Origin of the sequence: Adlercreutzia equolifaciens DSM 19450 (genome assembly GCF_000478885.1) — a bacterium.
In the GTDB taxonomy this organism is placed as follows: Bacteria; Actinomycetota; Coriobacteriia; order Coriobacteriales; family Eggerthellaceae; genus Adlercreutzia; species Adlercreutzia equolifaciens.
In genome coordinates this window covers 2033935-2059019 of record NC_022567.1, presented here as the reverse complement: position 1 = coordinate 2059019, position 25085 = coordinate 2033935, and the positions used below count along the sequence as shown (strand labels likewise).

Sequence of the window (25085 nt, the reverse complement as noted above, 5' to 3'; positions counted from 1 at the left end):
CAGGGTTCGGGCGTTTGCCGATTGCCCTCGGCGACCCGGAGCGCCGAACCCAAAACAAAAGCCCGAAGAGCAGTCGGCTTTTCAGCGACTCTTCGGGCTGGGCGAGCGATGAGGCAAATGCCCCGTGACCTTTGCAGGCCGAGACCGCTTCTAGTGGCGGCAGGCGTTGGCGGGATCCATGAGCGCGACCTTGCCCTCCGCGAACAGGCGGGCCACGTTACCGACGTTGGGCTCGGTGGTGTCGGAGTAGACCTTGATGCCGGCGTTGGTGAAGCGAGTGAACGGCGGCATGCCCATGCCCACGGTGAGAATGCCGTCGACGCCGATGCCGGAGACGAAGTCGATCACGCCGCCGCAACCCACGGCATCGTGATCGGCGTTCTTCACCGACTCGACGCCGACGATGTTCATATCGTCATCGAATTCGACGACGGTCATGTACGCGGCATGGCCGAAGTGCCCGCTGCGGATGCTCTCGAGGCCGGCGTCGGTTTCGCTGGGGATGGCGATCTTCATGCGAATGCTCCTTTGCTGTTGCGACTTGTCCTTTGCTCGGGCAAGTCATACGTGTCTTTCAGGGCGAATTATAGCTTGAGCTGCGTCAAACATGCGTTGAAAATCGGCGATGACCTCCGAAGCGGCGTCCGGTGCACCAGCGTTCGAGGCGCCGTTGCTTCTAGCTCGCTCGCGCTGGATCCGTTGAAAGCTGAATAGCGGGGTGGATGCGACGCAGACGCAGAGACGAGCTGCCGGACTGCAATCTTAATACCGTCTTAATGCGGGCGCATGAACCTTAACGGCGTCTTTAGCCCTTGCTGATTATGCTGACATTCATCGGGTGGTGCTCTTGCGCGCGAAGCGCGTTGCCTCCCGGATGTTGGCAAGCGGTCCTGCGGGATCTTGAGAGACAAGGGCAAGATCATGTTCGTGGTGACACCTATCGTGGGCGTGTTGGCGCTCGCCGCAATGGCGTATTTGGCAGTTTTGCTGCTGCGGGGCGGTGAGCAGCGATGAGCGCGATCGCGGGGTCGGAGTTTCTGCAGGCAGGCGTGCTGGTGGCGCTCGTCGTGGCCTGCGCCCTCCCGCTTTCGGGGTACTTGGTTGACGTGATGGAAGGTCGGCCCCTTCTCATTCGGCGTGCGCTGGGCCCGCTCGAGCGCTCTGCGTGCCGTCTTGTGGGCGCGCGCGAGGACGATGGCATGGATTGGAGGCGTTTTCTCGCCAGTGCGCTCGCCTTTACGGCGGTAAGCTTTATCGGCCTCTTCATCCTGCTGATCTGCCAAGGCGCACTGCCTTGGAACCCCGAGGGCTTTCCGGGGCTTGCGCTCGATACGGCCTTCAATATGACGGCGAGCTTTGTGACGAACACCAATTGGCAGCCTATCGCCGGTGAGACGAATCTGAGCTACTTCTCACAGGCGGTTGGTCTGGCGGTGCAGAACTTCCTTTCGCCGGCCGTCGGCATCGCGGTGGCATTCGCGTTGCTGAGGGGCCTGGCATCTTCGGACGGCGGCAAGCTCGGGAACTTCTTCGTCGATGTCGTGCGCGCGGTGCTCTACGTGCTGCTGCCCCTGTCGCTGGTGCTCGCTTTGGTGGGAGTGTGGCAGGGATCCCCCCAGACGTTTCAGGGCTACGAGACGGTGCAGCTTTTGGAGCCGGTGAGCGTCGATGCCGAGGGGACTCTCGTCGATGCCGATGATCCGACGGCGGTGCAGGAGGTGACCGAGGCGGTCGTGCCGCTCGGTCCGCAATCGTCCCAGGTGGCTATCAAGCAGCTGGGAACAAACGGCGGCGGCTTCAACGGCGCGAATTCCGCCTCGGCTTTGGAGAACCCCACGCCGCTTACGAATCTCCTCCAATGCGCGGCGATGCCGCTCATCCCCTTCGCTCTGGTATTTGCTTTCGGGCGCATGGTGGGCGACCGTCGGCAGAGTCGCGCGCTCATGACGGTTGTCCTCGCGCTTCTCGCGGCGGGTCTGTTCTCCGTTATCGCCGCCGAGACGGCGGCCACGCCCCAGCTTTCAGCCGATGGGGCAGTGTGTCTGGGCGCCTTGGATCAGTCGGCTGGCAATATGGAGGGAAAGGAATGTCGTATCGGCGTCGGAGAATCGGCGGCGTGGACGGCGCTCACGAGCGCTACTTCCAACGGTTCGTCCAACGCATCAATCGAGGCCATGACTCCTATCGGAACGCTGGTGCCGCTGGCGCTCATCGGACTTGGCGAGGTGGTCGGCGGCGGTGTCGGCACGGGGTTGGTGGGCCTGCTTGGCTTCACGGTGTTGGCGGTGTTCGTTGCGAGCTTGATGATAGGGCGCTCTCCTGAATACCTGGGAAAGAAGCTGGGTCCGGCCGAGATGCGCATGGCGGTCGTTATCGTGGTGGCGCCGGCGCTTGCCATCCTGCTTGCCGCATCGGTGCTTGTGATGAGCCCCGCCAGCGCGGCGGCGGTGGGAACTCCGGCTCCCTTCGGTTTTACCGAGTTGCTGTATGCGGCCACTTCGGCCGGCGGAAACAATGGCAGCGGCCTTTCCGGTCTGAGCTCGAACACGCCGCTGATCAATGTGGTGCTGGGGGTGGAAATGCTCTTTGCCCGCCTGGCTCCGCTCGCTGCGGCGCTGGTGCTCGCCGGGAATTTGGCGCAGCGCAAGGTTCAGGCGACGGGAGCGGTCGGGCTTTCCACCTCAAGCGCTTTGTTCGCCGTGCTGCTGTTGGTCATCATCGTGCTCATCGGCGCGCTCTCCCTTCTTCCGGCTTTTGCGCTGGGACCTCTGGCCGAGCAGTTCATGGGTGCGTTCTAGGTAAGGTGCGTGAGCTATGAAAAAGGAAACGAAACGAGCGATTCGCGACGCTTTTGCCAAGCTGTCCTTTCGCAGCCAGGCTCAAAATCCGGTTATGCTCATGGTGTATCTGTCGGCCTGTTTGACCACCGTGCTGCTTGCGTTGGCGCTCGCGGGCATATCTGACGCTCCGTGGGGCTACATTGCGGCAATTTGCGTGGTGCTGTGGGCGACGGTGCTGTTCGGAAACTTTGCCGAGTCGCTTGCCGAGGGTCGCGGCAAGGCGCAGGCCGATGCGCTGCGCTCCGCCAAACGCGATGTCGAGGCGTGCCTCATAGACAACGCCGCTCTCGCTGATGCCGCCACGATGGAAGACCCGTCGGCGTTTCTTGCCGATCGAGGCCGCGCGGTGGGATCGGCTACGTTGAAGCGGGGGCAGGTGTACTTTGTTCGCGCGGGCGAGCAGGTGCCCGCCGACGGCGAGGTCATCATGGGGGCGGCAAGCGTGGACGAAAGCGCGATTACCGGCGAATCGGCGCCGGTCGTGCGCGAGAGCGGCGGCGATCGGTCGTCGATTACCGGAGGCACGACGGTGCTCTCCGATTGGCTGGTAGCGCGGGTGACCGCTGAGGCGGGTCAGAGCTTTCTCGATAAGATGATCGCCATGGTCGAGTCGGCCGCGCGCAAAAAGACCCCCAACGAGCAGGCTCTCGAGCTGCTGCTCATCGCGCTGACGTTGGTGTTTCTTGCGGTGTCGCTGTCCTTGTACCTGTTCGGAGCATTTACCGCCGCGCAGCACGGCGCGGGAAATCCTCTGGGAATCACCTCGTTGGTGGCGTTGTTCGTGTGCCTGGCGCCTACCACCATCGGCGCGCTGCTGTCCGCTATCGGCATTGCCGGCATGAGCCGACTGAATGCGGCCAATGTGCTGGCCACCAGCGGACGTGCCGTCGAGGCGGCGGGTGATGTAGATGTGCTCCTGCTCGACAAAACGGGCACTATCACGCTCGGCAACCGTCAGGCTGCGGCCTTTCTGCCCGTTGGCGGCGTTAGCGAGCGCGAACTTGCCGATGCGGCTCAGCTGGCAAGCCTGGCCGACGAGACGCCCGAGGGACGCAGCGTGGTGGTGCTCGCCAAGGAGCGCTTCGGCATCCGCGAGCGCGAGTTGGCGCAGTCCGGCTTTGCGGTGGTTCCCTTCACGGCCCAAACGCGCATGAGCGGTGTGGATTTCGAGGGTCACGAGATTCGCAAGGGTGCGGCCGACGCCGTGCGGGCTTACGTGGAAGCGCGCGGGGGCGTCTTTGGCGCGGAGGTGGCCGCCGTGGCCGAGGAGGTGTCTCGATCGGGCGGAACGCCTTTGGTGGTGGCGCGCGATGCGCGCGTGCTCGGCGTCATTCACTTGAAGGACATCATCAAGTCGGGCATTCGCGACAACTTCGCCGACTTGCGCGCCATGGGCATTAAAACGGTGATGGTCACGGGCGATAACCCCCTCACGGCCGCTGCCATCGCCGCTGAGGCGGGGCTTGACGACTTTATTGCCGAGGCCACGCCCGAAGCGAAGCTTGCGGCCATCCGCCGCTACCAGGCCGAGGGGCATCTGGTCGCCATGACAGGCGACGGCACCAACGACGCTCCGGCGCTGGCCCAAGCCGATGTGGCCGTGGCTATGAACTCCGGCACTCAGGCGGCCAAGGAGGCCGGCAACATGGTGGATCTGGACTCCTCGCCCACCAAGCTCATCGAAATCGTGCGTATCGGCAAGCAGCTGCTCATGACCCGCGGCAGCCTCACCACGTTTTCGATCGCCAACGACCTGGCAAAGTACTTCGCGGTCATCCCGGCGCTGCTCGTGCCCCTTTATCCGGGTTTGGAGGTGCTCAACATCATGCATCTGGCCACACCCGCCTCGGCGATGCTTGCGGCCATCATATACAACGCTCTTATCATCGTCGCGCTCATTCCGCTTGCGCTGCGCGGGGTGAAGTACCGCGAGGCGTCGCCGCACCGTCTGCTCGCGCGCAATTTGGCAGTGTACGGCCTGGGCGGCGTGATCGTTCCCTTTGCGGCCATCAAGGCGCTCGATGCGCTCATGGTACTTGTCGGCGTTGCGTAAAGGCATCCGGGCCGCAACATGGCGGCGGCCTTCGTTTGAACCGCTGTGAAGGCAATTTTCGAGAACAGGAAGAACGCATTATGAGTGGAAAGATGGTGACGCGGTGCTTCGCGAGTGCCCTGGCGTTGTTTATCGCGGCAAGTGTGCTGTGCGGGATCGTTTACCCCTGGGCTGTGACGGGGCTGTCGGCTATAGCGTTCCCGTACCAGGCGACAGGCTCTATTATCGAGGTTGACGGGGTGAAGTACGGCAGCGAGTTGGTGGGACAGCCCTTTAGGAGCGACACCCATTTGTGGGGTCGGCCCACGGTGGTCGACGCCAACTCCTTTTCCGGTGCGGAGGGGCAGCCGCTTTTGTGGTACAGCCCCGAGAACCTCAGTCCCGCGAGCGACGAGTTTGCCGCGCGGGTGGACGAACGCATCCAGCAGGTGCGGGCGGCCCATCCCGACCGTGCCGCGCAGCCCGTTCCAAGTGATTTGGTGACGGTGTCGGGGTCGGGCTTCGATCCGCATATCTCGCCGGCCGCTGCCGATTACCAGGTGGAACGTATCGCTGCGGCAACGGGACGGCCCGAGAGAGAGGTGCGCGCCATTATTGCTCAGTGCACCGAGTACCCCCTGTTGGGCATTATCGGCGAGGCGCGGGTGAACGTGCTGAAGGTGAACCTCATGCTCGACGGCGTGCTGGAGTAAGTGGAGCTTGGCGCGCTTGGAGAAAACCTGAGGGAAACGGATAGCGAATGAGATGCGGCTGAGGGATGGGGCGTGCTAGGATGCAGGGGTGCTGTCGGGACGACGCGAAAGGGCAAGTGACGTGGCGGAAGTTCGAGAGAGGTGGGAGATCGGCGGCGGCCGCGGCGACCCCGATGCCATCCTGCAGCGAATCCGGGAGGAAGAGGAAGCGGGTGAGGCGGAGCGCTTCGAGGGGCGCGGCCGGCTCAAGGTGTTCTTCGGGTACGCCGCCGGCGTGGGAAAGACCTTCGCCATGCTCACCGAGGCGCATCGTGTCCAGGATGAGGGCGTCGATGTGGTGGTGGGCTACGTTGAGCCGCACACGCGTGCCGACACCCTTGCCTTGCTCGATGGCCTGGAAGTGCTGCCCGTGAAATCGGTGAAGCACCGAAACGTCGCTTTGCGCGAGTTCGACCTCGACGTCGCCCTGAAGCGCCGTCCCCAAGTTGTGCTGGTAGACGAGCTGGCGCATACCAATGCGCCGGGGTGCCGCCATCGCAAGCGCTATCAAGATGTCGAAGAGCTGCTCCGTGCGGGTATCGATGTGTACACGACGGTGAATGTGCAGCATCTCGAGGGGCTTAACGACAAGATTGCCTCCGTGACGGCTGTGGCGCCCTCCGAGCGGATCCCCGACCGCGTTTTCGACGCGGCCGATTCGGTCGAAGTCGTCGATTTGGAGCCTGCCGACCTCATCAAGCGCCTGCGTTCGGGCAAAATCTACGCGCCCGAGCGGATCGGGTCGGCGCTTTCGCACTTTTTCTCGCGATCGAATTTGGCGGCGCTGCGCGAAATTGCCCTGCGTCGCGCTGCCGACCGCCTCACGCGCGCCTCTGCGGCTACGGTGCCTCATGCGGCCGGCGGCGAAGACGTTTTGGTGCTGGTGACCGCCGATGCGGCGGCGCCGCGGGTTATTCGCGCGGCAGCGGGTATGGCCGAGGCGTTTGGCGGCTCGTGCACGGCGCTTGTGGTCGAATCGGGCGGCGAGGGCGCGGAGGGGCGATCGAAAGGCGATGCGGCCCTTGCCCGCTCGATCGCCCTTGCGGAGGAGATGGGTGCGCACATCGTCACGTTGACGGGGGACGATCCGGTGCAGCCCGTGGCCCTTTACGCCGCAGCGGCGGGTATTCGCCGTATCGTGGTGCCCTCGATGCCCGGTCGCATCGGCCTGCTCGGATGCGGGGACGTGGCGTCGCGGTTGATGCGGGCCGCTCCCGAGGCCATGGTGACGGCCGTCCCCGCGGTGGATGCCCCCTCGGTGCTCGAGCGTTTGCGCACCTACGCGAGCTTTCGCCTCACGGCCTCCGATGTTTTTCGAGCGCTTCTCGCGATAGCCGTTGCGACGGCGCTGGGGGAAGTGGCGTGGCTGGCAAGCCCTACGCCCTCGATCATCCTCATGACCTATCTGCTGGTCGCGCTGCTGCTCGCCACGCGTGCGGATGGTTTTCTGTATGCCGTGCTTGTGGCGCTGGGCAGTGTCGTGGCCTACAGCTTCTTCTTCACGGCGCCGCGCTACACCTTCCATGCCTATAGCCTATCGGCTCCCATCATCTTCACGGTTCTGCTGATAGGAACATTGGGGGCCTCGTCTCTGGCCATCCGGCTGAAGCGTCAGGCGACGACGGCGGCGCGACGGGCCTACCGTACCGAGGTGCTCTTGGAGAGCAGTCGGGAGTTCCAGGCGGTCGTGAGCCTCGGCGCTTGTTTGGAGACGGCGGCGGCCCAAGTGGTGAAGATTCTCGATCGGCCGGTGGTGATGTACCAGGTCGATGGGGCGGCGCATGGCGGCCTTCTTCCGCCGCGGGTCTTCGATGTCCCCGGCAGCGGCGGGGGAGACGCCGAGAAGCTGGATCTCGCGGCTCCGGGCGAGATGGCCGTTGCGTCGTGGGTCGCCGCCAATGGCGAGGCTGCCGGCGCAACGACGGACACCTTGCGCGAGGCGCGCTGCCTGTACCTTCCCATTCGTTCGAAGGATCGCGTGTTCGGCGTGGCGGGATTGGTGATGGAGCAAGGCGACGACGACTTCGGCTCCTTCGAGCGCAATCTGCTCGTAGCGCTGCTTGACGAATGCGGTCAGGCGGCGGAGGCTCTGGCGCTGGCGAGCGAGCGGAAGAACCTCGCCGTCAAGGCCGAGAAGGAGGCGCTGCGCTCGAATCTGCTGCGTGCCATTTCCCATGATTTGCGAACGCCGCTCACGAGCATCTCGGGCGACGCCGATATGTTGCTCGCCTCGGGGGACGTCCTGGACGAGGCGCAGAGGAAGCGTTTGACGTCGGATATCCATGAGGACGCGAATTGGCTGATCAATCTGGTGGAAAATTTGCTGTCGGTGACGCGGCTCGACGATGGCGACGTCGAAGTGTCGCGCGCCCCCGAACTGGTTTCCGACGTGCTGGCCGATGCGCTGCGCCATGTCAGTCGCTCTGTGAGCGAGCATCGGCTGACGGTGGAGATCGAGGATGAGTTTCTCCTGGCTCAGATGGACGGACGTTTGATTGTGCAGGTGGTGGTGAACCTTTTGAACAACGCCATCGCCTACACGCCCGCGGGGTCGTCCATTCGCCTCACCGCGCATCGCGAGCGCAGCGCTTCCGGCGACAGGGTGGTTGTCGCGGTGGCCGATGACGGTCCGGGCATCCCTCCCGCCGAGCAAGCGCGCGTGTTCGATCTGTTCTACCACGGGGGACGGGTGGGCACAGGCTGCGAGGACGGCGAAGGGGGCGATGCGCGTCGAGGAATGGGGCTGGGTCTTTCGCTTTGCCGCTCTATCTTAAGGGCGCACGGCAGTGATATCGTGTTGCGCGATGCCTATCCGCACGGTTGCGTGTTCTCGTTCGCTCTTCCCGCGGCAGAGCTGCGCGAAGAGGCTCCGGTTGGCGTCGTCGAGGAAGGGAGTGCGGACGTTGAGCGATAGAGATGAGGGCGTTATCCTCGTTGTGGAGGATGACCCGGCGGTGCGCAATCTGGTTACGTGTGCCCTTGACGTGCACGGCTATCGTTCGCGTGAGGCATCCACGGCTACGGCGGCTCTCGCTGACCTTACGTGCGCGAGGGATGTCAACCTCGTCATTTTGGATTTGGGACTGCCCGATCGCGACGGGACGGAGGTCATCGGAGCGGTGCGCGGGTGGTCGCGCGTGCCGATCATCGTTCTGTCGGCGCGCCAGGAGGATGCCGATAAGGTGACGGCTCTTGATGCGGGGGCCGATGATTACCTGACAAAGCCCTTCTCGGTTGCGGAGCTGCTTGCCCGAGTGCGCGTGGCGCTGCGTCGCGTCGCCTTCGACGAGACCGAGGAAGAGGCGGGGGAGACGTATCGCAATGGCGATCTCGCCATCGACTTCGATGCCAAGGTTGTCGTGAGGGGCGACGACGAGATTCATCTGACTCCCATCGAGTACAAGCTTCTGGTGCTTTTGGCCCGCAATACCGGCAAGGTGCTCACCCACAACTATATCCTGAAAGAGGTATGGGGGCAGGCGTTGACGAGCGATCTGCCCAGTCTGCGCGTGTTTATGGCCACCTTGCGCAAAAAGATCGAGCCCGATCCTGCCAGCCCGGTCTATCTCCAAACCCACGTTGGCATCGGCTACCGCATGCTGCGCGTGGAATAGGTTTTCGCTTCTGCCCCATGTTGTCATATACATTGGCGAGCGTTTGTGTCATACTTCGGGAAACGGAATCGAAGGGGGCGCGTTGTTCGGGGAGCTGGTGACAGCCTATCTGTTCTTGGCCGGCGTCGGCGGGGGCGGTGTGGCCGTGGCGTCTGTGGCCGACCTGCTCCTCGTGCGCGAGCCCTTCGGCGTGGATGTGGTGCCTGACTTCGCTGAGAAGTGCCCGGCTGAGCGCCTGGTTGCCGGTGTGCTGGCCCTCTCGTGCGGGGCGCTGGCCCTGGGCGCCGGCTGCCTCGCCGCCGACCTCGGGCGCATCGACCGCGTGTTGTCGCTGTTTTTGGCGCCGCCCGTAACGCTCATGAACCTGGGCGCCTGGGCCGTGGCGCTGCTGACGGTGCTGGCGGCGGCGCTCGCCCTGGTGCGGTTTATGTACCTGCCCTGGGCGGATCGTCGTGCGGTGGTGGTCGCGGAGGTCGTCGCCTGCGGGCTGGCTGTGGTCGTGGCGGTTTATGCCGGATTGCTGCTGCAGACGCTCGCCGGCGTGCGGCTGTGGTCGACGCCGTGGGTGCCCGTGCTCTTCGTGCTGTCGGCGGCGTCCTGCGGCTGCGCCCTGCTCATGGCGGGGGCGCTGTTTGCGGAGGGTGACGAGGGCGTTCGGAAAGTGGCGCAGGCCGCTGCCCGCGCCGATGCGGTCGTCATTGTCGCAGAAGCAGCGGCGGCTGCGGGACTTCTCGCCTTCGTGCTGGGCAGCGATCATCCGGGCGTGGGGTTCTCGGCTGAGAGCCTATTGCGCGGCTCGGCGGCGCTGCCCTGGTGGGCGGGTTTCGCGGCCTGCGGCCTTGCGGCGCCGTTCGCCGTGGAGGTCGGCTGCCTCGTTCGCGAGCGGTGGCGCTCCCGCTCGGGCGTGGGCCGGGACGCGAGGGCGTATCCCCTCGGGGTTCCGGTTTCGGAGCCTCGGGCGTATCCCGCTACGGTTATGGCTCTGGCGGCCGCTCTTGTACTCGTGGGCGCTGTGGGCCTGCGGGCGGCGGTGGTGGAGGCCGGCGCCCAGCGCCCGCTGGAGTTGCAGGAAGCGGAAGCGTCCGCTTCCGTCCCTTCCGAAAACGAGGCGGCGGCAGGCTTGCTTTCCACGCCTTCCGAAAAAGACGGCGGGCAAGATGGTGCCGCGCCCGAAAGAGAGGATGTGACCTTGTGGTCAAACTAGGCAAGACGATACCTGCCGGGGATTTGTTCGAGCTGGATGCCGCCAGCTCCATTCCCGTCTGGCTTCAGCTGAAGAACCGCTTCATCTACCTCATCACCTCGGGGTTCTACCTGCCGGGCGATCAGCTGCCCACGGTGCGGGGCCTGGCCGCCGAGGTGGAGGTGAACTACAACACCGTGAGCAAGGTGTACCAGAGTCTGGAGGAGGACGGCTACATCGTGTCGAAACGGCGGCTTGGGGCGTTCGTGGCCGATGTGTCCGACAAGCCCGGCGTCTCGGCCGAGGTGACGGCGGAGATCGTCACCGCCGAGTACCTGCAGCGCTGCCAGGAGCTCGGCATGTCGCTGGAGGATATTGACGCGCAGTTCACGGCGGCGCTCGTGGCCGCCAAGGCCAAGCGCGAGAAGGACGGCACAAGTGAAGGAGCAGCTCATGACCCGCAAGAAACACGGCGCGGACGCCTCGTCAAGTTCCCCGAGCCCGCAGGGGAGGATGCCGCAGACGGGCGCGCGGCTGGAAACGGGGCGTAGACGCACTTCCCGCAACGGCGCCGTGGCGTTCACGATCATCGTGTTCGCCGCCGTCTGCGCGCTCGTGCTCGCCTGCGCCCAGCTGCTTGCCGGCGGCATCGGCCTTGCGGCCCTCGTGATCGCCGTGGCGGTCGGCGCCCTGGCCGCCTCGTCGGTGCACATCGTCATGGAATGGGAGCGCGCCGTGGTCATGCGCTTCGGCCGCTTCAACCGCGTGGCGGGGCCTGGCCTCGTGTTCACCTGGCCGGTCATCGAGTTCTACACGGTGCGCATCGATCAGCGCGTGGCGGCCACCTACTTCGGTGCCGAGGAGACGCTCACGTCCGATTTGGTGCCCGTGAACGTGGATGCTGTGGTGTTCTGGATGGTGTTCTCCCCGAAGAAGGCGACCGTAGAGGTGGAAGACTACGCAAGCGCTGTGGCGTGGATGGCCCAGGCCATGTTGCGCAAGGCCATCGGCCGCGCGAGCCTGGCCGAGGTGGCCTGTCGGCGCGACCAGCTGGATGCCGAGCTGAAGGATGAGCTGGAGGCGAAGCTGGACGGTTGGGGGATCGACGTCATCGACGTGGAGGTGCGCGACATCGTGGTGCCCCGCGAGCTGCAACCGGCGATGGCCGCCGGTGCCATTGCGGCCCGCGAGCGCGACGCCCGCATGACGCTTGCCGAGGCGGAGGCGGACATCTCCGACATGCTGAAGGACGCGAGCGCCAACTACGAGGGCGACCCCGAGGCCATGAGGTTGCGCACCATGCATCTGGCCTACGAGGCCGTGAAGCAATCCGGCGGCACGCTCGTCATCCCCAGTGCCTTCAGCGAGGGCTTCACCGACCCCGATGCGGCTGACGCAGTAACGAAAGCCGTGAAAAGCGCCTAGTTCTCGCTTTGATTGGATGACCCGCCGTTCTTCGGCGGGTCGCGGCTTTCTAGAGCCAAAAGTGCAACTCCAACTCTTTTTGTCATAGATTGTCCTACATTTTCTCTTGACAACCTATGACAGAGTATGGCAGACTAATTTCATCAGAATCCGGCCGATTCTAAAGACAATGTTGGAATCCCATCAATCGTGCAGCGATGCAACCGGATTCGCCCATGGGGGATGGGAAAGAGAGGGATGCATGCGTCAACTCTGCGGAGTAGCTATCCGTTTGAATTGCGTGCTCCCTTACTCGCAAGAGGAGGAGAGATGTCGAATCGGAATAGCGCGCAAGGCGGTCTGACTCGCCGAGGCTTCCTTAAAGCCACGAGTGCAGCTGCTGGCGCTGCTGTTGTCGGATCCAATCTGGTTGGCTGCGCCTTCGATGCCGCGAATGCCGGAGAGCCGACAGAGGATGAAATTGCTGGCTATGGCGTCTGCCGTTCGAATTGTATGCAATCCTGTCGCTACGCTGCCCATGTGCGTGACGGTAAGATTGTTCGTTTGGAGCCTGCCGATTATGGCGAGGATCTTTATCGCGGCAGCTGCCTGCGCGGCATGTCGTACATGCATCGCATCTACGGAGAAAACCGCATCAAGTATCCTTTGCGCCGGGTCGATGGTACCGAGCGTGGCGCTGGCGAGTGGGAGCGCATCACATGGGACGAGGCCATCGCTGAAATTGCTCAAAAGTTCTCCAGCATCGCTGAGGAGTATGGTCCCCAGGCCGTGGTTTTCGACTTTGGGACGGGCAACTATGGCGAGATTCAGGGCCAGACGGGCATCTTCAATCGCCTGGGTAGTGTCATGGGAGTCTCGAAGCCTGCGGGCATGAACGACCTTTCCACTGGCTACGGCATCGATCGCGTGCTCGGCACCGGCCTGATGTATTTCGCTAACGAGGCAAAGAGCGTGCTCGATTCCTCGCATATTGTGGTTTGGGGTTCGAATCCCGTGCACAGCACACCGCAGAACTGGCGATGGATGCAGCGCGCCAAGGAGCAGGGCACGCGCATTATCACCATCGATCCGGTGAAGTCTGCCACCGCCATGAAATCTGATGAGTACTATCCCATCAAGCCCACGACCGACGGCTATCTTGCCCTGGCCATGTCGAACTACATCATTGAGAACGATCTGCAGGACGTCGAATTCATCAAAAGACGCACCACGGCGCCCTTCCTGGTGCGCCAGGACACTGGCATGCTGCTGCGTAAGAGCGATTTCGAAGAGGTGCCCGAAGACGCCGAGGATGAGTTCTACGTATGGGATCCCGAGAGGAACACTGCCGTGCTGTACGGCACCGGTGCCGGTCCGGCACTCGAGGGGTCTTACGAGTATGAAGGAATTACGGTAACCACGTCGTATACTCTGTTGAAGGAGCAGCTGTCCCAGTACGTCGTAGCCGACGCCGTTGCGGAAACGGGCATGACGGAGGAAACCATCGAGCATTTAGCCCGCATGTTCGCGGAGGGCGATGCTATTTCGGTGAACATCTCCTTCGGCATGGACCATTACAACAATGGCTACCAGTCCTGCTGGGCTATTGCCATCCTTATGGCGCTGACGGGCAACGTGGGCCGCGATGGCGCCGGCTTCACGGGCATCTACCTGAATACCGCCCTCGCCCTGAATATCCCCGGACTGTGGGCCGCTCCCGGGTTCAAGGGAATGACCACGGCGTTCCCGATGACGTTGCTGCATGAGGTGGCGCGCGATCAAGAATACAACGGCGAGCCGTATCCGATTAAGGCCATGGTGGCCATTCTCTCCAACTCGGCAAGCAACTGGCCCTCGCAGACTAACTACCTCGAAGAACTTCTGCCCAATCTCGATTTCCTCCTTGCTATGGACATGGAGATGACCGACACCGCTCGATACTCCGATATGATTCTGCCCATCGCTTCTTTCTACGAAAACGAGGACTTCCGCAAGGCGCACAACCTGCCCTATATCGTGCATCAGGATAAGGTGATAGATCCGCCCTTTGAGGCCAAAGACGATGTTGAGATTGCGGGTTTGATCGGTCGCGCCCTGGGCTATGCCGAAGCGTTTCCCGAGGAGTACACTTTCGACGACTACGCAAACATGCTGTTGTCGGGCCCTGCAGTGGAGGCGTTCGGTGTCAGCCTCGATCGCTTACGCAAAGACGGCTATATCGAGTTGTGCACGGCACCTGGCAAGCCTGGTATTGTCGGGCGGGAGAAGTTTCCCACGGAATCCGGCTTGGCCCAGCTCTACACCGAGAAGCCGGCCCCTCGCGTCATGTATGGGCAAGACGTCACAGAGCGCTTCCCCAAGGAGCATCTGGTGTACTATCAGCCCTCAGCCGAGGTGAACGAGCGCAGCGAAGCTGCCAAGACCTACCCGCTCGTATTCATCCAGGAGCACACGCGTTGGCGCACCCATTCCCAGTGGTTTAACTCTCCTATCTTGAGAGAGCTCGATCCCGAGCCGCTCTTCAAAATGAGTCCTGAAGATGCAGCGGACCGCGGAATCGCTGACCGAGACGTCGTCGAGGTGTTCAACGATCGCGGCCATATGGTGGTGAAGGCCATCATCGACCCGAGTCTGCCAAAGGGCATGACCCGCATGCCTAAGGGTTGGCAGCGTGACCAGTTCATTGAAGGCGGTTACCAGGAGCTCACCTACCCGCACAATGATGAATGGTCGGTGGCCTTCAATTTTTACGATACTCGCGTCGACGTAAAGAAGAGGTAGGGTGGCATTATGCACTACGGATTCGCAATTGACCAAGAGCGGTGCATCGGATGCCATACCTGCGCCGTGGCCTGCAAGATTGAGAATAATCTTCCTAACGAGATTTGGTGGAATCGCATCCTGACTGATGGCGGCAGCAACGAAATGGACATTCCCAGAGGCTCGTTCCCTGACAACTCCATCGACTACCTGCCTGTAAATTGCCAGCACTGCGAGAATCCAGCTTGTGTGAGGGTGTGTCCGGTGGGAGCTACCTACAAGGACGAGGAAACGGGTATTGTTCGCCAAGATTATGACAAGTGCATCGGGTGTCGTATGTGCATGGCGGCGTGCCCCTACACCGGCGTGCGGTCCTTTAATTGGCAAGAGCCTGAGTACATGCTCGACTATACCTTGGGTGCGAAAGATTCGCCGGAACATCAGCGGCATACGGTTGAGAAGTGCACCATGTGCTGGCACCGAGTTGCTGGTGGCGGAGAACCTGAGTGCGTGAGGGCGTGTCCTGGACGTGCTCGCATTTGGGGCGATTTGGACGATCCGAATTCGGAAATTTCCAAGCTCATTGCTTCGCGCGAGTACAAGCAGCTGCTTCCTGAAGAGGGGACGAAGCCGTCGGTGTACTACCTGGTTTAGGGCGCTTTTCCTTGTCATGCGATATTGCGGGCGGGGCGTGGTTGCGTCGCCCGCCTACTTCTAGGAGATTCTCATGTCTGATTTCTCTTCTGGGGCCATCGTTGATGATGACCTCGACTTCAGTGCGGCTCAAAACCGCGCAAAGGGCCAGGAGGCAGCTGGTGCGAAAGCAGTCGCCTGGGGCGGCCGTGGCCTGAGCATCGCCATCGGCGTGTCGGCCGCGGTGATGGTTGCGGGCATCGCTTTGTGGGCGATGCAGCTTGCCGGCGGCATGGTGCAGACCGGCATGCGCAATCTGAACTCGTGGGGCCTCTACATCACGTCGTTCATGTTCTTCGTGGGCCTGTCGGCCGGCGGCCTCATCATCTCGTCGGTGCCCAAGGCCTTCGGCATCGCCGGCTTCGGCGGCATCTCCAAGGTGGCCGTCATGAGCTCCATCGCCTGCACGGTGGCCGCCATCGGTCTGGTGGTGGTGGACCTGGGGCAGCCGGCTCGCCTGTGGGAGCTGTTCGCCTACTCCAACCTGGGCTCGCCCCTCATGTGGGACATCGTCGTGCTGGGCACCTACCTCATCCTTTCCTGCGTGTACCTTTGGGCCCAGGTGCGGGCCGACGCCGGGAAGGTTTCCCATACCGCCCTGCGCGTCATCAGCGTGGTGGCGCTCGTATGCGCTGTGCTCGTGCACTCCGTGACCGCCTGGATCTTCGGCCTGCAGCAGGGCCGCGAGATGTGGCACACGGCCCTGCTCGCTCCCTGGTTCGTGTCCTCGGCTCTCGTCTGCGGCACGGCTTTGGTCATGGTGGTGGTCATGGCGCTTCGCAAGGTCGGCTATCTCTCGCTCGACCAGTCCTATATGGTGAAGCTCGCGAAGCTCCTCGGCGCCTTCGTGATGGTGGATCTGTACTTCTTCGGCTGCGATCTGCTCACCGAGGCGTTCCCCGGCGGCTCGGGCGCGGAGGTGGTCGCCATGCTGACGGCCGGCCCGCTCGCCCCTTACTTCTGGACGGAGGTCGTCGGCTGCGCCCTCTGCGCCGTCATTTGCTTCACGCCGGCGCTGCGCACCAACGCCCTGCTGGTCGCCGGCTCGCTGCTCGCGATCCTCGGCATCTTCTGCAAGCGCGTGCAGCTGCTCGTCGGCGGCTTCCAGATCGCCAACCTGGACTACGCTGGCCCGCTCACTCCCATGCAGCACACGGCCTTCGACTCCGGCCTCTCCGGCATCTACGGCGGCATGGTCTACTGGCCGACGCCGCTTGAGTTCGGTGTGACGCTGGGCGTGGTGGCCCTGGGCGCGCTCGTGTTCCTGCTGGGCATCAAGTTCCTGCCCCTGCGCCCGAAGGGCGAGGAGGCGCCCTCCAGGTAGCCGTTCCCTTACATGCCGGCCCGCGCCGCCCCTTCCCGGTGCGGGCCCCTTTTTTTGGCGGTATAGGCGCAGCACGCCCGAGAGCGTGGTTTCGGAAGAAATGCTCCCCAAAGGGGCTCGCGGGAAATAAAAGTGGAGCGCGGGGGCGAGATTTTCGAGTTGTTAGGTGTCGATGTGCGCGTCGTCGGCCGCATCGACAAGGAGAAAACTCTGCGACCGGGGGTTTGCCTCTCCGCTTTCTCCGCGGTCCTTCCGAATGCGTGGGCAAACCCCTAACAACTCGAAAATCTTGGTCCAAAATGGTTCGAAAATTGTCTGGCTCAGCGAAGGGGAGGAGACTCGCGATGCCGAAGAAGTTGGTCGCCGCCGCTGTGCTGGCGGCGCTTGTGGTCGCGATGGCGACAGTCGGCTTTGCGCTGGCGCCGAGTTCGGCGATTCGACCTATCGCCGCGGATTCCCTGTGTCCCGCCGCGGGGTGCGCATCGGGCTTGTGCCACGGGTTCGACGCGGTGCCCGAGCCCGACGGCGTGCACGAGATGATGTGCCCTGAGGCCGGCTGCACGTCGGTGGAGTGCCATGGGTGGGACTCGCTCATCGGGCGCTACCACCAGGCCTCCGACATGTCGCTGAACGTGTGGATTCTCATGCCCGTGGCGCTGGTGCTGGGTCTGTGGCTGCTTGTGCGCCGCATGAGTCGCCCGGGCCGCGTCCATGACGATAGTAGGGCCGATGACGGGATGGCTGAAGCGTCGTCGCCCGTCGCACCGTCCGAGCGGCATTGCGCGGAAAACTTGATGACCGCTGGCGAAGAGGGGGCCTGTTATGAAGCGTAGCCATGTGCTGTTCGATGTCGCCGCGCTCGTCGTGTACTTGCTGGCAGCCAATCCGGCTCTTACGGGCATCCCGTTGCACGAATTCATTGGTCTTGGCGCTTTCATCGTGGTCGCTGCCCATGTGGTCGTAAGCGCCGACGGCCTGGGTGGCCGCGGACGTATGGGGCGGCTCGCTTTGAACGCAGTGTTGCTGCTGTCGTTGGCCGCTTGCGTCGTGTCCGGCGTCATGGTGTCGGGGACGGTGCTGCCCTCGATGGGGCTGTACGCCTCGGGCTACCATTTCTGGGATCCGCTGCACGCCGTGGCGGCCAAGGTAATGTTGGCGGCCCTGCTCGTGCACGTGGTCGTGCGCGGCCCCGCCGCGCTAGCGGTGCTTCGTCGTCGCAAGGATCTTTGCGGCGAGGGCGGGGATTGCCCGGCATAGCAACCGACGCAAGTTGTCCCAGCGCCCTGCTTCTTTCGCTATACTGTGCCGCAGGCGCTCGACGGCCTTGCTGGTAAGCGGGGACATTGGCGGGAGAAAGGAGCGAGGCGTGGCGTTTGGAAAAGAAGAGGTGTGCGCGTATCTGGACGAGCGCGGGGTCGTTTACGATCGGGTCGATCATGAAGCGGTGTTCACCATGGAGGCGATGGATGCGCTGGAATTGCCCTTCGCCGAGGCCGTGGTGAAGAACCTCTTTCTGCGCGATGACAAGAAACGCAACTACTATTTGGTCGTCATGCCCGAGGACAAGCCCGCGAACCTGAAGGCGCTCAGGGTAGCCCTTGAGGCGCGGCCCTTGCGTTTTGCCTCGGAAGAGGACTTGCACGGAATTCTCGGTCTGCGTGGCGGCGCGGTGTCGCCCTTCGGCGTGTTGAACGACGAGGAGGGGAAAGTGCAAGTGGTATTCGACGAGGCTTTGCGCGATTGGCCGGCCGTGGGCGTGCATCCCAACGACAACACGGCCACGCTGCGGGTGCCTCTGTCCGATTTGCTGGCGCTGTTTCAAGATCGCGCCGTGCCCTATCGGTTCGTAGATATGGATGTGGCTCCCGCGCAGTAAAGCCCTGTTGTTTCGGCGCCTTGCAGAGGCGGCATGATGCGGGGACGCGAACTCGGCCGTCTACGAGGCTTATTGGCGCCAAGCATGGAGTTGCGACGCTGGCTGCGATGCCGCGCTGCCAATGAGCGCATGCAATGCTATGCTTCTTTCTGATAAAACCCATCCGCGAAGGAGGAACTTCCATGACCGTATCCGCAGACATCTGGCAGGCTCGCGCGGCGATGTGCGAGCTTTTGGCGCTGTCGTTCCGCTACCCGGAGGACAAGGTGCTCGCCGAGGCCATCGCTTCGGGCGAGTGGGGTGAGGCCGCCGACGAGATCGCCGGCGCGCTCGGGATCGACTGGACGGCCGCCGCGGCTCCCGGTGCCGCTGAGGCCGCCGCGCTGCCCGACCCGGACGACATCCAGAAGGAGCTGCGTCCCGAGGCCACGCGCCTGTTCGTGGGCGCTCCCGAGGCGGCGTGCAGCCCGTACGAGGGCGTGTGGCGTGCGAAGGCCGAGGGCGTGCAGCCGCTGCTGTTCGTGAACCCGCACTCCATGGCCGTGGAGCGCTTCTGCAAGGCCTGCGGCTTGGGCCGTCCCGAGGGCACCAACGAGCCGCTCGATGCTGTGTGGACTGAGTTGGAACTGCTGGAGTATCTGGCCCTGCGCGCGGCGGCCGATGCCATGGACGCAGCGGCCGAGGACGACCTCGCCGCTGGCGGCGACGGCGCTCCCACCGAGGAGCAGGCCGAGCAGTACAAGGAGATCGGCGACGAGATTGACGAATTCGACGCGGAGGACGACGGCCCCGAGCCCGGCGACGTGGTGGCCTCGGCCGACTTGCCCGGCGGCTCGCCTGAGGCGGCTTGGGATGAATTCATGACCGACCACGCGAAGACGTGGATGCCCCAGTTCGCCGAGGCCTGCGAGGCGGATTCCCGCGTGCCGTTCTACAAGCAGGCCGCCAGCCTGCTCGCCGCCTTCATCAATTAACGGCGACGCGGTTGCGCGCATCGGTCAGTTTCGAGGGGGCTCGCTCTGCGGGCTCCCTTCATTTTGCGCGAGGGCGTCTTGGGGCGGATAGACTTTGTTGAACTGGGCCCAGACGCCGGAATAGAGAATGGCGTCCATGAGGTGCGCGTCCTGTACCAACGGCAGGCGCTCGTAGGGGATGGCCGCGTCGGCGGCGGCCAGGGCCAGCGTGGCGCGCATGGCTTCGGCGTCCGAGCCGAGCGCCACGAAGGGGTTGTAGCTGACCGAAGCGGTGTCGTCAGCGAAGTCCACGGCGGCGTCCATCAGGTAGATGAAGCGCCCGAGGCCGCGCCCCAGCTCTTCCATGGTTTTGGCCCAGAAGCCCTGGTTATGGGCGAATAGCCGCCCGAGCATGCGCCCGAACTCGTGGGCCGCGGCATCGGGGTCGAATGCGAGGACGGCATCGGTTGCGTCTGCACTAAAAGGAGAGTCGCAAGCTGTTCCGGCGCCGCCCGAAAGAGCATCTTCGTTGCTGCGCCCGGCCTCTTCGATAGTCCGAATCGCCGCCATAGCCCGCTCGATCTCGGCGCACTGCTCGGGGATGCGTGTCCGGGCCCGCTCGTAGGCGCCGGCGAGCAGGCGCTCGGCCGCCCGGGCCTTCAAGTCGCCGTCGTCGGCTATGTCGTCGAGCACCTTGTGGTAGGCGAGTGCCACGGAAAGGTCGGCAGCATAGTCGGTCCACGCCGAGCGCGCCCAGGGTCGCGGGGGCGCCGGCGCCGGGTGCATCACGCAATGGCTCGCACCCTGCGTCTCGGCAGGCTCGTGCAGGGAGTTGCACAGCAGCACGAAGAAAGTGAGGTCGTAGGTCAAACACGCCCGCGACAGCTGTCCGTACCGGTCGCGCAGGGCAAAGCACAGCCCGCAGTACACCGCTCGGTAGCGCTCCTTCTCCTCCTCGGAAAGCGCCCCCGCATCCGCCACCACGAACCCGAACATCGTCTCACCTTTCTCGGAGATCTTTCGCCTCGTTTTGCCTGCTGAGAAAAACGCGCGGTTTCGCATGCTCGCGACCGTTTGGCGCGCCTTCGACCCGGGTCTTACTCCGGCTTTTTCGCTACGTGGACGGCGGCGATGCCGCCGGTGTAGTTCTTCCAGGTGACGTCGGTGAAGCCGGCATCGCGCATCATCTCTGCCAGCCCCTCCTGGTCGGGGAAGGCGCGGATCGACTTCGCCAAGTACACGAAGCCCTCTTTGTCGCCGGTGATAAGCCCGCCCCAGAACGGGATCAGATGGCGCAGGTAGAAGTGGTACAGCGCCCGCCATGCGCCATTGGGCGGCGTGGAGAACTCCAGGCACACAAGCGAGCCGCCCGGCTTCAACACGCGGAACATCTCGGAGAGCGCCCGGGGCCGGTCGGGCATGTTGCGGATGCCGTAGGCCATGGTGATGACGTCGTAGGAGGCGTCCTCGTAGGGGATGTTCTGGGCGTCCACGACCTCGAAATCGATGGGCACGCCGGCGCCGTCCCCCTCGTCGATGTGCATGCGCGCCACGTCCAGCATCTCGGGCACCAAATCGGTGCACTGGATATGGCGCGGGTGCTTGGTGCGGGCCACGGTGAAGGTGACGTCTCCGGTGCCCCCCGCGATGTCCAGCACGTCGTGGCTCTCATCGATGGGGGCCTGGCGCATCATGCCCGCGAGCCACAGCTTGTAGGCGCCGAAGCTGGAGAGGGCGTTGAACCGCTCGTATTTCCGGGCGATATGCGAGAAGATGTCGCGCACGCGCTCGCTGGAAAGCTCGGCCGGGGCCTCAAGCCCGGTGGCGGTGTCGATGGTCATAGGTGTAAAACTCCCTCGTGCGGCGTGCCGATCCCGCAAGATCGCGCCTTTCGTATCGTCGTTTGGCCCCAGTATAGGGCACTCGCCCGCAAATCGAGGGCGCATATCCCTAGGCGGCGCGGCGCCGTGCTATCATGGGTGGCTAATTGAACACGCCCCTCATGAATTGGGAGGTACCATGCTTCTGTGTGCCCAGTATATCCTGCCGGTTTCTTCCGAGCCCATCATCGATGGCGCGGTCCTTGTGCGCGACGGCGTCATTCGCGACATCGGGAAGGCCGAGCAATTGCGCCTGCGCTACCCCGAGGAAGAGGTCGTCGACCAGGGCCTGGCCGCCGTCATGCCCGGCCTGGTTGATCTGCACACCCGCCTCGAGCAGTCGGTGCTGCGCGGCGTGGTCAACGATGCGCCCTATGTGCAGTGGCTTGCGGAAGTGGCCCAGAAAAGCGGGCGCATGGAAGCTTCCGACTGGTTCGACTCCGCCATCTTGGGCGGCCTGGATGCTCTCTCCAGCGGCATCACCACGGTGGCCGACATCACGCTGACCGGCGCCTCCTGCACGGCCGTGAACAAGCTCGGCCTGCGCTCGGTGATCTACCGCCAGGTGGGCGCCATGGACAAGAACCGCATCGACGCGGCCATGCAGTTCGCCCAGAAGGACATCCTGCACTGGCGCGAGGAGGTCGACTCCGACCGCGTTACCATCGGCATCGCCGCGGCGCCCCTGTTCACCAACCACCCGGCCATGCTCTCCGCCATCTCGAAATTCGCCCTCAAGGAGGATCTGCCCGTGGCCCTGTGGCTCGCCGGCAGCCGCGAGGAGTCCGACTTCGTGCGCTACGGCTCGTCGCCCTTCCAAGTGCACGGCGGCGATGTGAAGCGCGGTTACGTGGAGATCCCGCCCTGGCTGCCCACCGGCGTGAGCCCGGTGCGCTACGCTCTCAACTGGAACGCCTTCGACGCCGACAACGTCATGATCGTCGGCGCGGTCTACGTGGACGACGAGGATCTGAAGAAGCTGCGCTCCCACAACGTCGCCGTTTGCGTGTGCCCGCGGGCCTCGGCCCAGCTGGGCATGGGCGTAGCGCCGCTTGACGAGTACATCCGCGCCGGCCTGCGCGTGGGCCTCGGCACCGATTCGCCGGCGGCGACGGAATCCACCGACATGCTCTCGGAGATGCGCCTGGGCATGCTGCTGCAGCGCGCCGTGAACCCCGGGCGCTTCCTCGACTCCCATACGATGCTCGAGGTGGCCACGCTCGGCGGCGCGCGGGCCCTCGGCATTGCTGACAAGGTGGGGTCGCTGGAGATCGGCAAGTGCGCCGACATGATCGCCGTGGATCTGTCCAGCTCGCACCAGTCCCTCACGACCGATCCGGTGGCCGCTGTGGTGAACACCTGCACGACGGCCGACGTGCTCATGACCATGGTCGACGGCAGCGTCCTGTACGAGAAGAACCGCTGGCACGTGAAGGTGGAAGTGGCGAAGAGCATCGCGCGCGTCATCGAGATCCGCTCCAAGCTGCGCCCCGAGGCCTAGCGGCCGCAATCGCTGAGCGGGGCGCTCGGCGCAGTTGTGAATTCGTGGAGGGCGCGCCGCGGCAGGCATTTTCGCTGGCGCGGCGCGCCTGCTTCTGCGATAATGCCATATTTGCGTATACCTAATGTTGGGAACCTGAGGAGTACCCGCGATGTCGAGCAAGAAGAACAAGACCGGCGCGAAGAATCCCACGCGCAAGCAGCAGGCCGAGCGCATCAAGCAGACCGAGGAGCGCGAGCGCCGCGCCAAGGAGGCCGCCGAGGCCAAGGCGCGCACCAAGAAGATCTTCACCGTGGTCGTGTGCGTCATCCTCGTACTCGCCCTGGGCATCCCCACTATGGCGCTGACCGTGCTCTCGCTGTAGAGCTGTTGAAAGGAAACGAGTCGTGTTTGGAATCGGCGGATTCGAGCTTTTTCTCATTCTGCTGTTCGGGTTCCTCATCTTCGGGCCCGACAAGCTGCCTGCCATGGCGAAGACGATCGGCAAGGCCATCGCGAAGTTCCGCAACGCCCAAGAGGAGATGAGCGGCGTGCTGAAGGGGGAGATGGTGTTCGATAAGGACGCCGAGGATCCCTTCAAGAATCCGCTCGATGCCTTGGACGAGGCGGCGGCCAAGGCCAAGAAGGGCGCCGATAGCGCCAAGAAGGCCGCGAGCGCCGTGTCGAAGAAGGCGGCATCAACCACCAAGAAGAGCACGTCAACCGCTGCCGCCGGCGCCGCTGCCGCAGCGGCCGCCAAGGCCGAGCAGGACGCGGGCGAGGCCGATAAGGCCGATGCCGCTCCGGCCAAGCCCGAGAGCTTCGCCGAGCGCAAGGCCCGCTACGACAAGGAGCGCGCCGAGCGCAAGGCCGCCGAGGAGGCGGAGCTGAAGAAGAAGGAAGAAGAGGAGCGCAAGGCCGCTGCCGAAGCCCGCAAGGCGGAGGCGGCCAAGAAGCGCGAGGAGGCGGCCGCCAAGCGGAAGGCCGAGGCGGAGGCCAAGAAGGCCGCCGAAGAGGCCAAGGCCGTGACCGAGGCCGCTGACGCTGGTGCCGCTGACGCCGGTGCTGCCGACGAGAAGAAGGAGGCGTAACGATGCCTATCGGACCGGCACGCATGCCGCTATTCGACCACCTCGGCGAGCTGCGCATGCGCCTCGTGCGCATCGTTGCCTGCCTCGCCGTGGCCGTGGTCGTGTTCTACATGGCCACCCCCACCATGGGCCAGTTCCTCCTCATGCCCATCGCGGAGTTTCTGCCCAACGTCGACGGCATGGCCTCGCTTCAGGCCATCGACCCCTTCGAGGCGTTCTCCGTGCGCTTCCAAATCTCGCTGTGGGCGGGCATTGTGGCCACGTCCCCCGTCATTCTGTGGCAGCTGCTCGCGTTCTTCCTGCCGGCGCTGAAGCCCAGCGAGCGCAAGTGGTTCATGCCCACCTTCGCCGCCGCCGTGGCCCTGTTCATCATCGGCACGGTGTTCTGCTATCTTGTCATCTTGAACCCGGCGTTCCAGTGGCTCACCGACCAGGCCCTGGGCCTCGGCTACGTGGCGCCGCGCATGAGCTCCTACATCGATATCATCATCAAGTTCGAGCTCGGCTTCGGCTTCGCCTTCGAGCTGCCGCTCATCGTGTTCTACCTCGTCATCTTCGACGTCATCCCTTACAAGAAGTTGCGCGGCAGCTGGCGGACGGTGTACGTGGTGCTCATGGTCATCTGCGCTGTGGTCACCCCCGACGCCTCGCCGGTCACCATGCTGCTGATGTTCGCCGCCATGATCATGCTCTACGAGGGCAGCCTGCTCATCGCGCGGGTGGTGCTGCGTCGGCGCATCAAGCGCCAGAACGAGGAGCTCGCCGCGGAAGAGGACGAGTAAGTGCACGAGCTGGGACTGATGACCGGCGTCATGGACGCCGCAGCGGAGGCGGCCCGGGAGGCCGGGGCCACGCGGCTGCTCGGCGTGAAGGTCTCCATCGGCGAGGCCACCGAGGCGGTGGAAGACGCGCTCGTGTTCGCCTTCGAGGCCCTGGCCGAGTCCGACCCATTCACCCAGGGTGCCAAGCTAGGCCTAACGATGATCCGCCCGCGCAGCGTCTGCCTGGAATGCGGCCACGAGTTCGAGCACGACCTTTACAACCGCTTCTGTCCCGTCTGCGACTCGTTCGCCACCGAGCTTCTGGCCGGACGCGAGCTGCAGATCGACTCCATCGAGGTGGATCTTCCCGAGGAGTAACGGCCACGCGTGTCGCCGGAATGACGCATGCCGGCAATCGGCCCGAAACAAAGCGCTGCCATAC

23 protein-coding genes are annotated in these 25085 nt (G+C 64.0%); 20 read left to right on the top strand and 3 right to left on the bottom strand.

Annotated elements, in window-relative coordinates:
• Window positions 1-150: 150 nt before the first annotated feature.
• On the bottom strand, window positions 151-516 hold the full coding sequence (locus AEQU_RS08200) for a NifB/NifX family molybdenum-iron cluster-binding protein (RefSeq protein WP_022740458.1): 366 nt from the start codon (window positions 514-516) through the stop codon (window positions 151-153).
• Between the two features lie 494 nt (window positions 517-1010).
• Here AEQU_RS08200 and kdpA point away from each other — a divergent pair, with 494 nt between their 5' ends.
• From kdpA to AEQU_RS08120, 15 genes are all read left to right on the top strand, one after another.
• Entirely contained in the window at window positions 1011-2798 is a 1788-nt protein-coding gene (gene kdpA / locus AEQU_RS08195; protein WP_022740457.1) for a potassium-transporting ATPase subunit KdpA, read from the top strand.
• Window positions 2799-2814: 16 nt separating this feature from the next.
• Window positions 2815-4893 (top strand): potassium-transporting ATPase subunit KdpB, encoded by a 2079-nt coding sequence (kdpB, locus tag AEQU_RS08190; protein ID WP_022740456.1) that lies wholly within the window; start codon window positions 2815-2817, stop codon window positions 4891-4893.
• Window positions 4894-4973: 80 nt separating this feature from the next.
• The gene (kdpC, locus tag AEQU_RS08185; RefSeq protein ID WP_084280577.1) at window positions 4974-5585 is read left to right on the top strand and encodes a potassium-transporting ATPase subunit KdpC; all 612 of its coding nucleotides are present in this window, start codon (window positions 4974-4976) and stop codon (window positions 5583-5585) included.
• A 121-nt stretch (window positions 5586-5706) separates the two neighbouring features.
• Window positions 5707-8538 (top strand): sensor histidine kinase, encoded by a 2832-nt coding sequence (locus AEQU_RS08180; protein ID WP_022740454.1) that lies wholly within the window; start codon window positions 5707-5709, stop codon window positions 8536-8538.
• A complete protein-coding gene (locus AEQU_RS08175; RefSeq protein ID WP_041714643.1) occupies window positions 8528-9238 on the top strand; it encodes a response regulator in 711 nt (236 codons plus the stop codon). Before AEQU_RS08180 ends, AEQU_RS08175 begins: the two co-directional genes overlap by 11 nt.
• A gap of 82 nt (window positions 9239-9320) precedes the next feature.
• Window positions 9321-10442 carry an NrfD/PsrC family molybdoenzyme membrane anchor subunit gene (gene nrfD / locus AEQU_RS08170; protein WP_022740452.1) on the top strand — a complete coding sequence of 374 codons (1122 nt, stop codon included), beginning with the start codon at window positions 9321-9323 and terminating at the stop codon, window positions 10440-10442.
• Window positions 10430-10972 (top strand): GntR family transcriptional regulator, encoded by a 543-nt coding sequence (locus tag AEQU_RS08165; protein WP_022740451.1) that lies wholly within the window; start codon window positions 10430-10432, stop codon window positions 10970-10972. Before nrfD (AEQU_RS08170) ends, AEQU_RS08165 begins: the two co-directional genes overlap by 13 nt.
• The gene (locus AEQU_RS08160; RefSeq protein ID WP_041714641.1) at window positions 10875-11846 is read left to right on the top strand and encodes an SPFH domain-containing protein; all 972 of its coding nucleotides are present in this window, start codon (window positions 10875-10877) and stop codon (window positions 11844-11846) included. Before AEQU_RS08165 ends, AEQU_RS08160 begins: the two co-directional genes overlap by 98 nt.
• Before the next feature lie 309 nt (window positions 11847-12155).
• A complete protein-coding gene (locus tag AEQU_RS08150; RefSeq protein ID WP_158318407.1) occupies window positions 12156-14606 on the top strand; it encodes a molybdopterin-containing oxidoreductase family protein in 2451 nt (816 codons plus the stop codon).
• Window positions 14607-14612: 6 nt separating this feature from the next.
• A complete protein-coding gene (locus tag AEQU_RS08145) occupies window positions 14613-15239 on the top strand; it encodes a 4Fe-4S dicluster domain-containing protein (RefSeq protein ID WP_394336859.1) in 627 nt (208 codons plus the stop codon).
• Window positions 15240-15312: 73 nt separating this feature from the next.
• Window positions 15313-16602: an NrfD/PsrC family molybdoenzyme membrane anchor subunit gene (gene nrfD, locus AEQU_RS08140; RefSeq protein ID WP_022740446.1), complete on the top strand. Its 1290-nt coding sequence runs from the start codon at window positions 15313-15315 to the stop codon at window positions 16600-16602.
• Between the two features lie 344 nt (window positions 16603-16946).
• Window positions 16947-17435 carry a hypothetical protein gene (locus AEQU_RS08135; protein ID WP_022740445.1) on the top strand — a complete coding sequence of 163 codons (489 nt, stop codon included), beginning with the start codon at window positions 16947-16949 and terminating at the stop codon, window positions 17433-17435.
• Complete coding sequence (locus AEQU_RS08130; RefSeq protein WP_051353413.1) at window positions 17425-17859, top strand: DUF4405 domain-containing protein; 435 nt, start codon at window positions 17425-17427, stop codon at window positions 17857-17859. The genes AEQU_RS08135 and AEQU_RS08130 overlap by 11 nt, the downstream gene beginning before the upstream one ends.
• A gap of 109 nt (window positions 17860-17968) precedes the next feature.
• Window positions 17969-18478: a prolyl-tRNA synthetase associated domain-containing protein gene (locus AEQU_RS08125; RefSeq protein WP_022740443.1), complete on the top strand. Its 510-nt coding sequence runs from the start codon at window positions 17969-17971 to the stop codon at window positions 18476-18478.
• Between the two features lie 182 nt (window positions 18479-18660).
• The gene (locus AEQU_RS08120; RefSeq protein WP_022740442.1) at window positions 18661-19452 is read left to right on the top strand and encodes a TorD/DmsD family molecular chaperone; all 792 of its coding nucleotides are present in this window, start codon (window positions 18661-18663) and stop codon (window positions 19450-19452) included.
• 24 nt (window positions 19453-19476) lie between these two features.
• Here the strand turns inward: AEQU_RS08120 and AEQU_RS08115 are convergent, their stop codons facing one another.
• Window positions 19477-20427 carry a DUF5685 family protein gene (locus tag AEQU_RS08115; protein ID WP_022740441.1) on the bottom strand — a complete coding sequence of 317 codons (951 nt, stop codon included), beginning with the start codon at window positions 20425-20427 and terminating at the stop codon, window positions 19477-19479.
• A gap of 101 nt (window positions 20428-20528) precedes the next feature.
• A complete protein-coding gene (locus AEQU_RS08110) occupies window positions 20529-21272 on the bottom strand; it encodes a class I SAM-dependent methyltransferase (protein ID WP_022740440.1) in 744 nt (247 codons plus the stop codon).
• Window positions 21273-21450: 178 nt separating this feature from the next.
• Between AEQU_RS08110 and AEQU_RS08105 the strand changes: the two genes are divergently transcribed.
• The 5 genes from AEQU_RS08105 (at window position 21451) to AEQU_RS08085 (ending at window position 25021) form a co-directional block, all read left to right on the top strand.
• Complete coding sequence (locus tag AEQU_RS08105) at window positions 21451-22812, top strand: amidohydrolase family protein (protein WP_022740439.1); 1362 nt, start codon at window positions 21451-21453, stop codon at window positions 22810-22812.
• Between the two features lie 151 nt (window positions 22813-22963).
• Entirely contained in the window at window positions 22964-23176 is a 213-nt protein-coding gene (locus AEQU_RS08100) for a hypothetical protein (RefSeq protein ID WP_022740438.1), read from the top strand.
• Between the two features lie 22 nt (window positions 23177-23198).
• A complete protein-coding gene (locus AEQU_RS08095; RefSeq protein WP_022740437.1) occupies window positions 23199-23882 on the top strand; it encodes a twin-arginine translocase TatA/TatE family subunit in 684 nt (227 codons plus the stop codon).
• A gap of 2 nt (window positions 23883-23884) precedes the next feature.
• Window positions 23885-24664, top strand: a complete 780-nt coding sequence (gene tatC, locus AEQU_RS08090; protein ID WP_022740436.1) for a twin-arginine translocase subunit TatC — start codon at window positions 23885-23887, stop codon at window positions 24662-24664.
• Entirely contained in the window at window positions 24665-25021 is a 357-nt protein-coding gene (locus tag AEQU_RS08085; protein ID WP_022740435.1) for a hydrogenase maturation nickel metallochaperone HypA/HybF, read from the top strand.
• The last annotated feature ends 64 nt before the right edge of the window (window positions 25022-25085 follow it).

Excerpts from the sequence above, each read along its gene's own strand:
- AEQU_RS08200 (WP_022740458.1), bottom strand. The coding sequence starts at position 516 with ATGAAGATCGCCATCCCCAGCGAAACCGACGCCGGCCTCGAGAGCATC.
- kdpA (WP_022740457.1), top strand. The coding sequence starts at position 1,011 with ATGAGCGCGATCGCGGGGTCGGAGTTTCTGCAGGCAGGCGTGCTGGTG.
- kdpB (WP_022740456.1), top strand. The coding sequence starts at position 2,815 with ATGAAAAAGGAAACGAAACGAGCGATTCGCGACGCTTTTGCCAAGCTG.
- kdpC (WP_084280577.1), top strand. The coding sequence starts at position 4,974 with ATGAGTGGAAAGATGGTGACGCGGTGCTTCGCGAGTGCCCTGGCGTTG.
- AEQU_RS08160 (WP_041714641.1), top strand. The coding sequence starts at position 10,875 with ATGACCCGCAAGAAACACGGCGCGGACGCCTCGTCAAGTTCCCCGAGC.
- AEQU_RS08150 (WP_158318407.1), top strand. The coding sequence starts at position 12,156 with ATGTCGAATCGGAATAGCGCGCAAGGCGGTCTGACTCGCCGAGGCTTC.
- nrfD (WP_022740446.1), top strand. The coding sequence starts at position 15,313 with ATGTCTGATTTCTCTTCTGGGGCCATCGTTGATGATGACCTCGACTTC.
- AEQU_RS08135 (WP_022740445.1), top strand. The coding sequence starts at position 16,947 with ATGCCGAAGAAGTTGGTCGCCGCCGCTGTGCTGGCGGCGCTTGTGGTC.
- AEQU_RS08130 (WP_051353413.1), top strand. The coding sequence starts at position 17,425 with ATGAAGCGTAGCCATGTGCTGTTCGATGTCGCCGCGCTCGTCGTGTAC.
- AEQU_RS08120 (WP_022740442.1), top strand. The coding sequence starts at position 18,661 with ATGACCGTATCCGCAGACATCTGGCAGGCTCGCGCGGCGATGTGCGAG.
- AEQU_RS08115 (WP_022740441.1), bottom strand. The coding sequence starts at position 20,427 with ATGTTCGGGTTCGTGGTGGCGGATGCGGGGGCGCTTTCCGAGGAGGAG.
- AEQU_RS08110 (WP_022740440.1), bottom strand. The coding sequence starts at position 21,272 with ATGACCATCGACACCGCCACCGGGCTTGAGGCCCCGGCCGAGCTTTCC.
- AEQU_RS08105 (WP_022740439.1), top strand. The coding sequence starts at position 21,451 with ATGCTTCTGTGTGCCCAGTATATCCTGCCGGTTTCTTCCGAGCCCATC.
- AEQU_RS08100 (WP_022740438.1), top strand. The coding sequence starts at position 22,964 with ATGTCGAGCAAGAAGAACAAGACCGGCGCGAAGAATCCCACGCGCAAG.
- tatC (WP_022740436.1), top strand. The coding sequence starts at position 23,885 with ATGCCTATCGGACCGGCACGCATGCCGCTATTCGACCACCTCGGCGAG.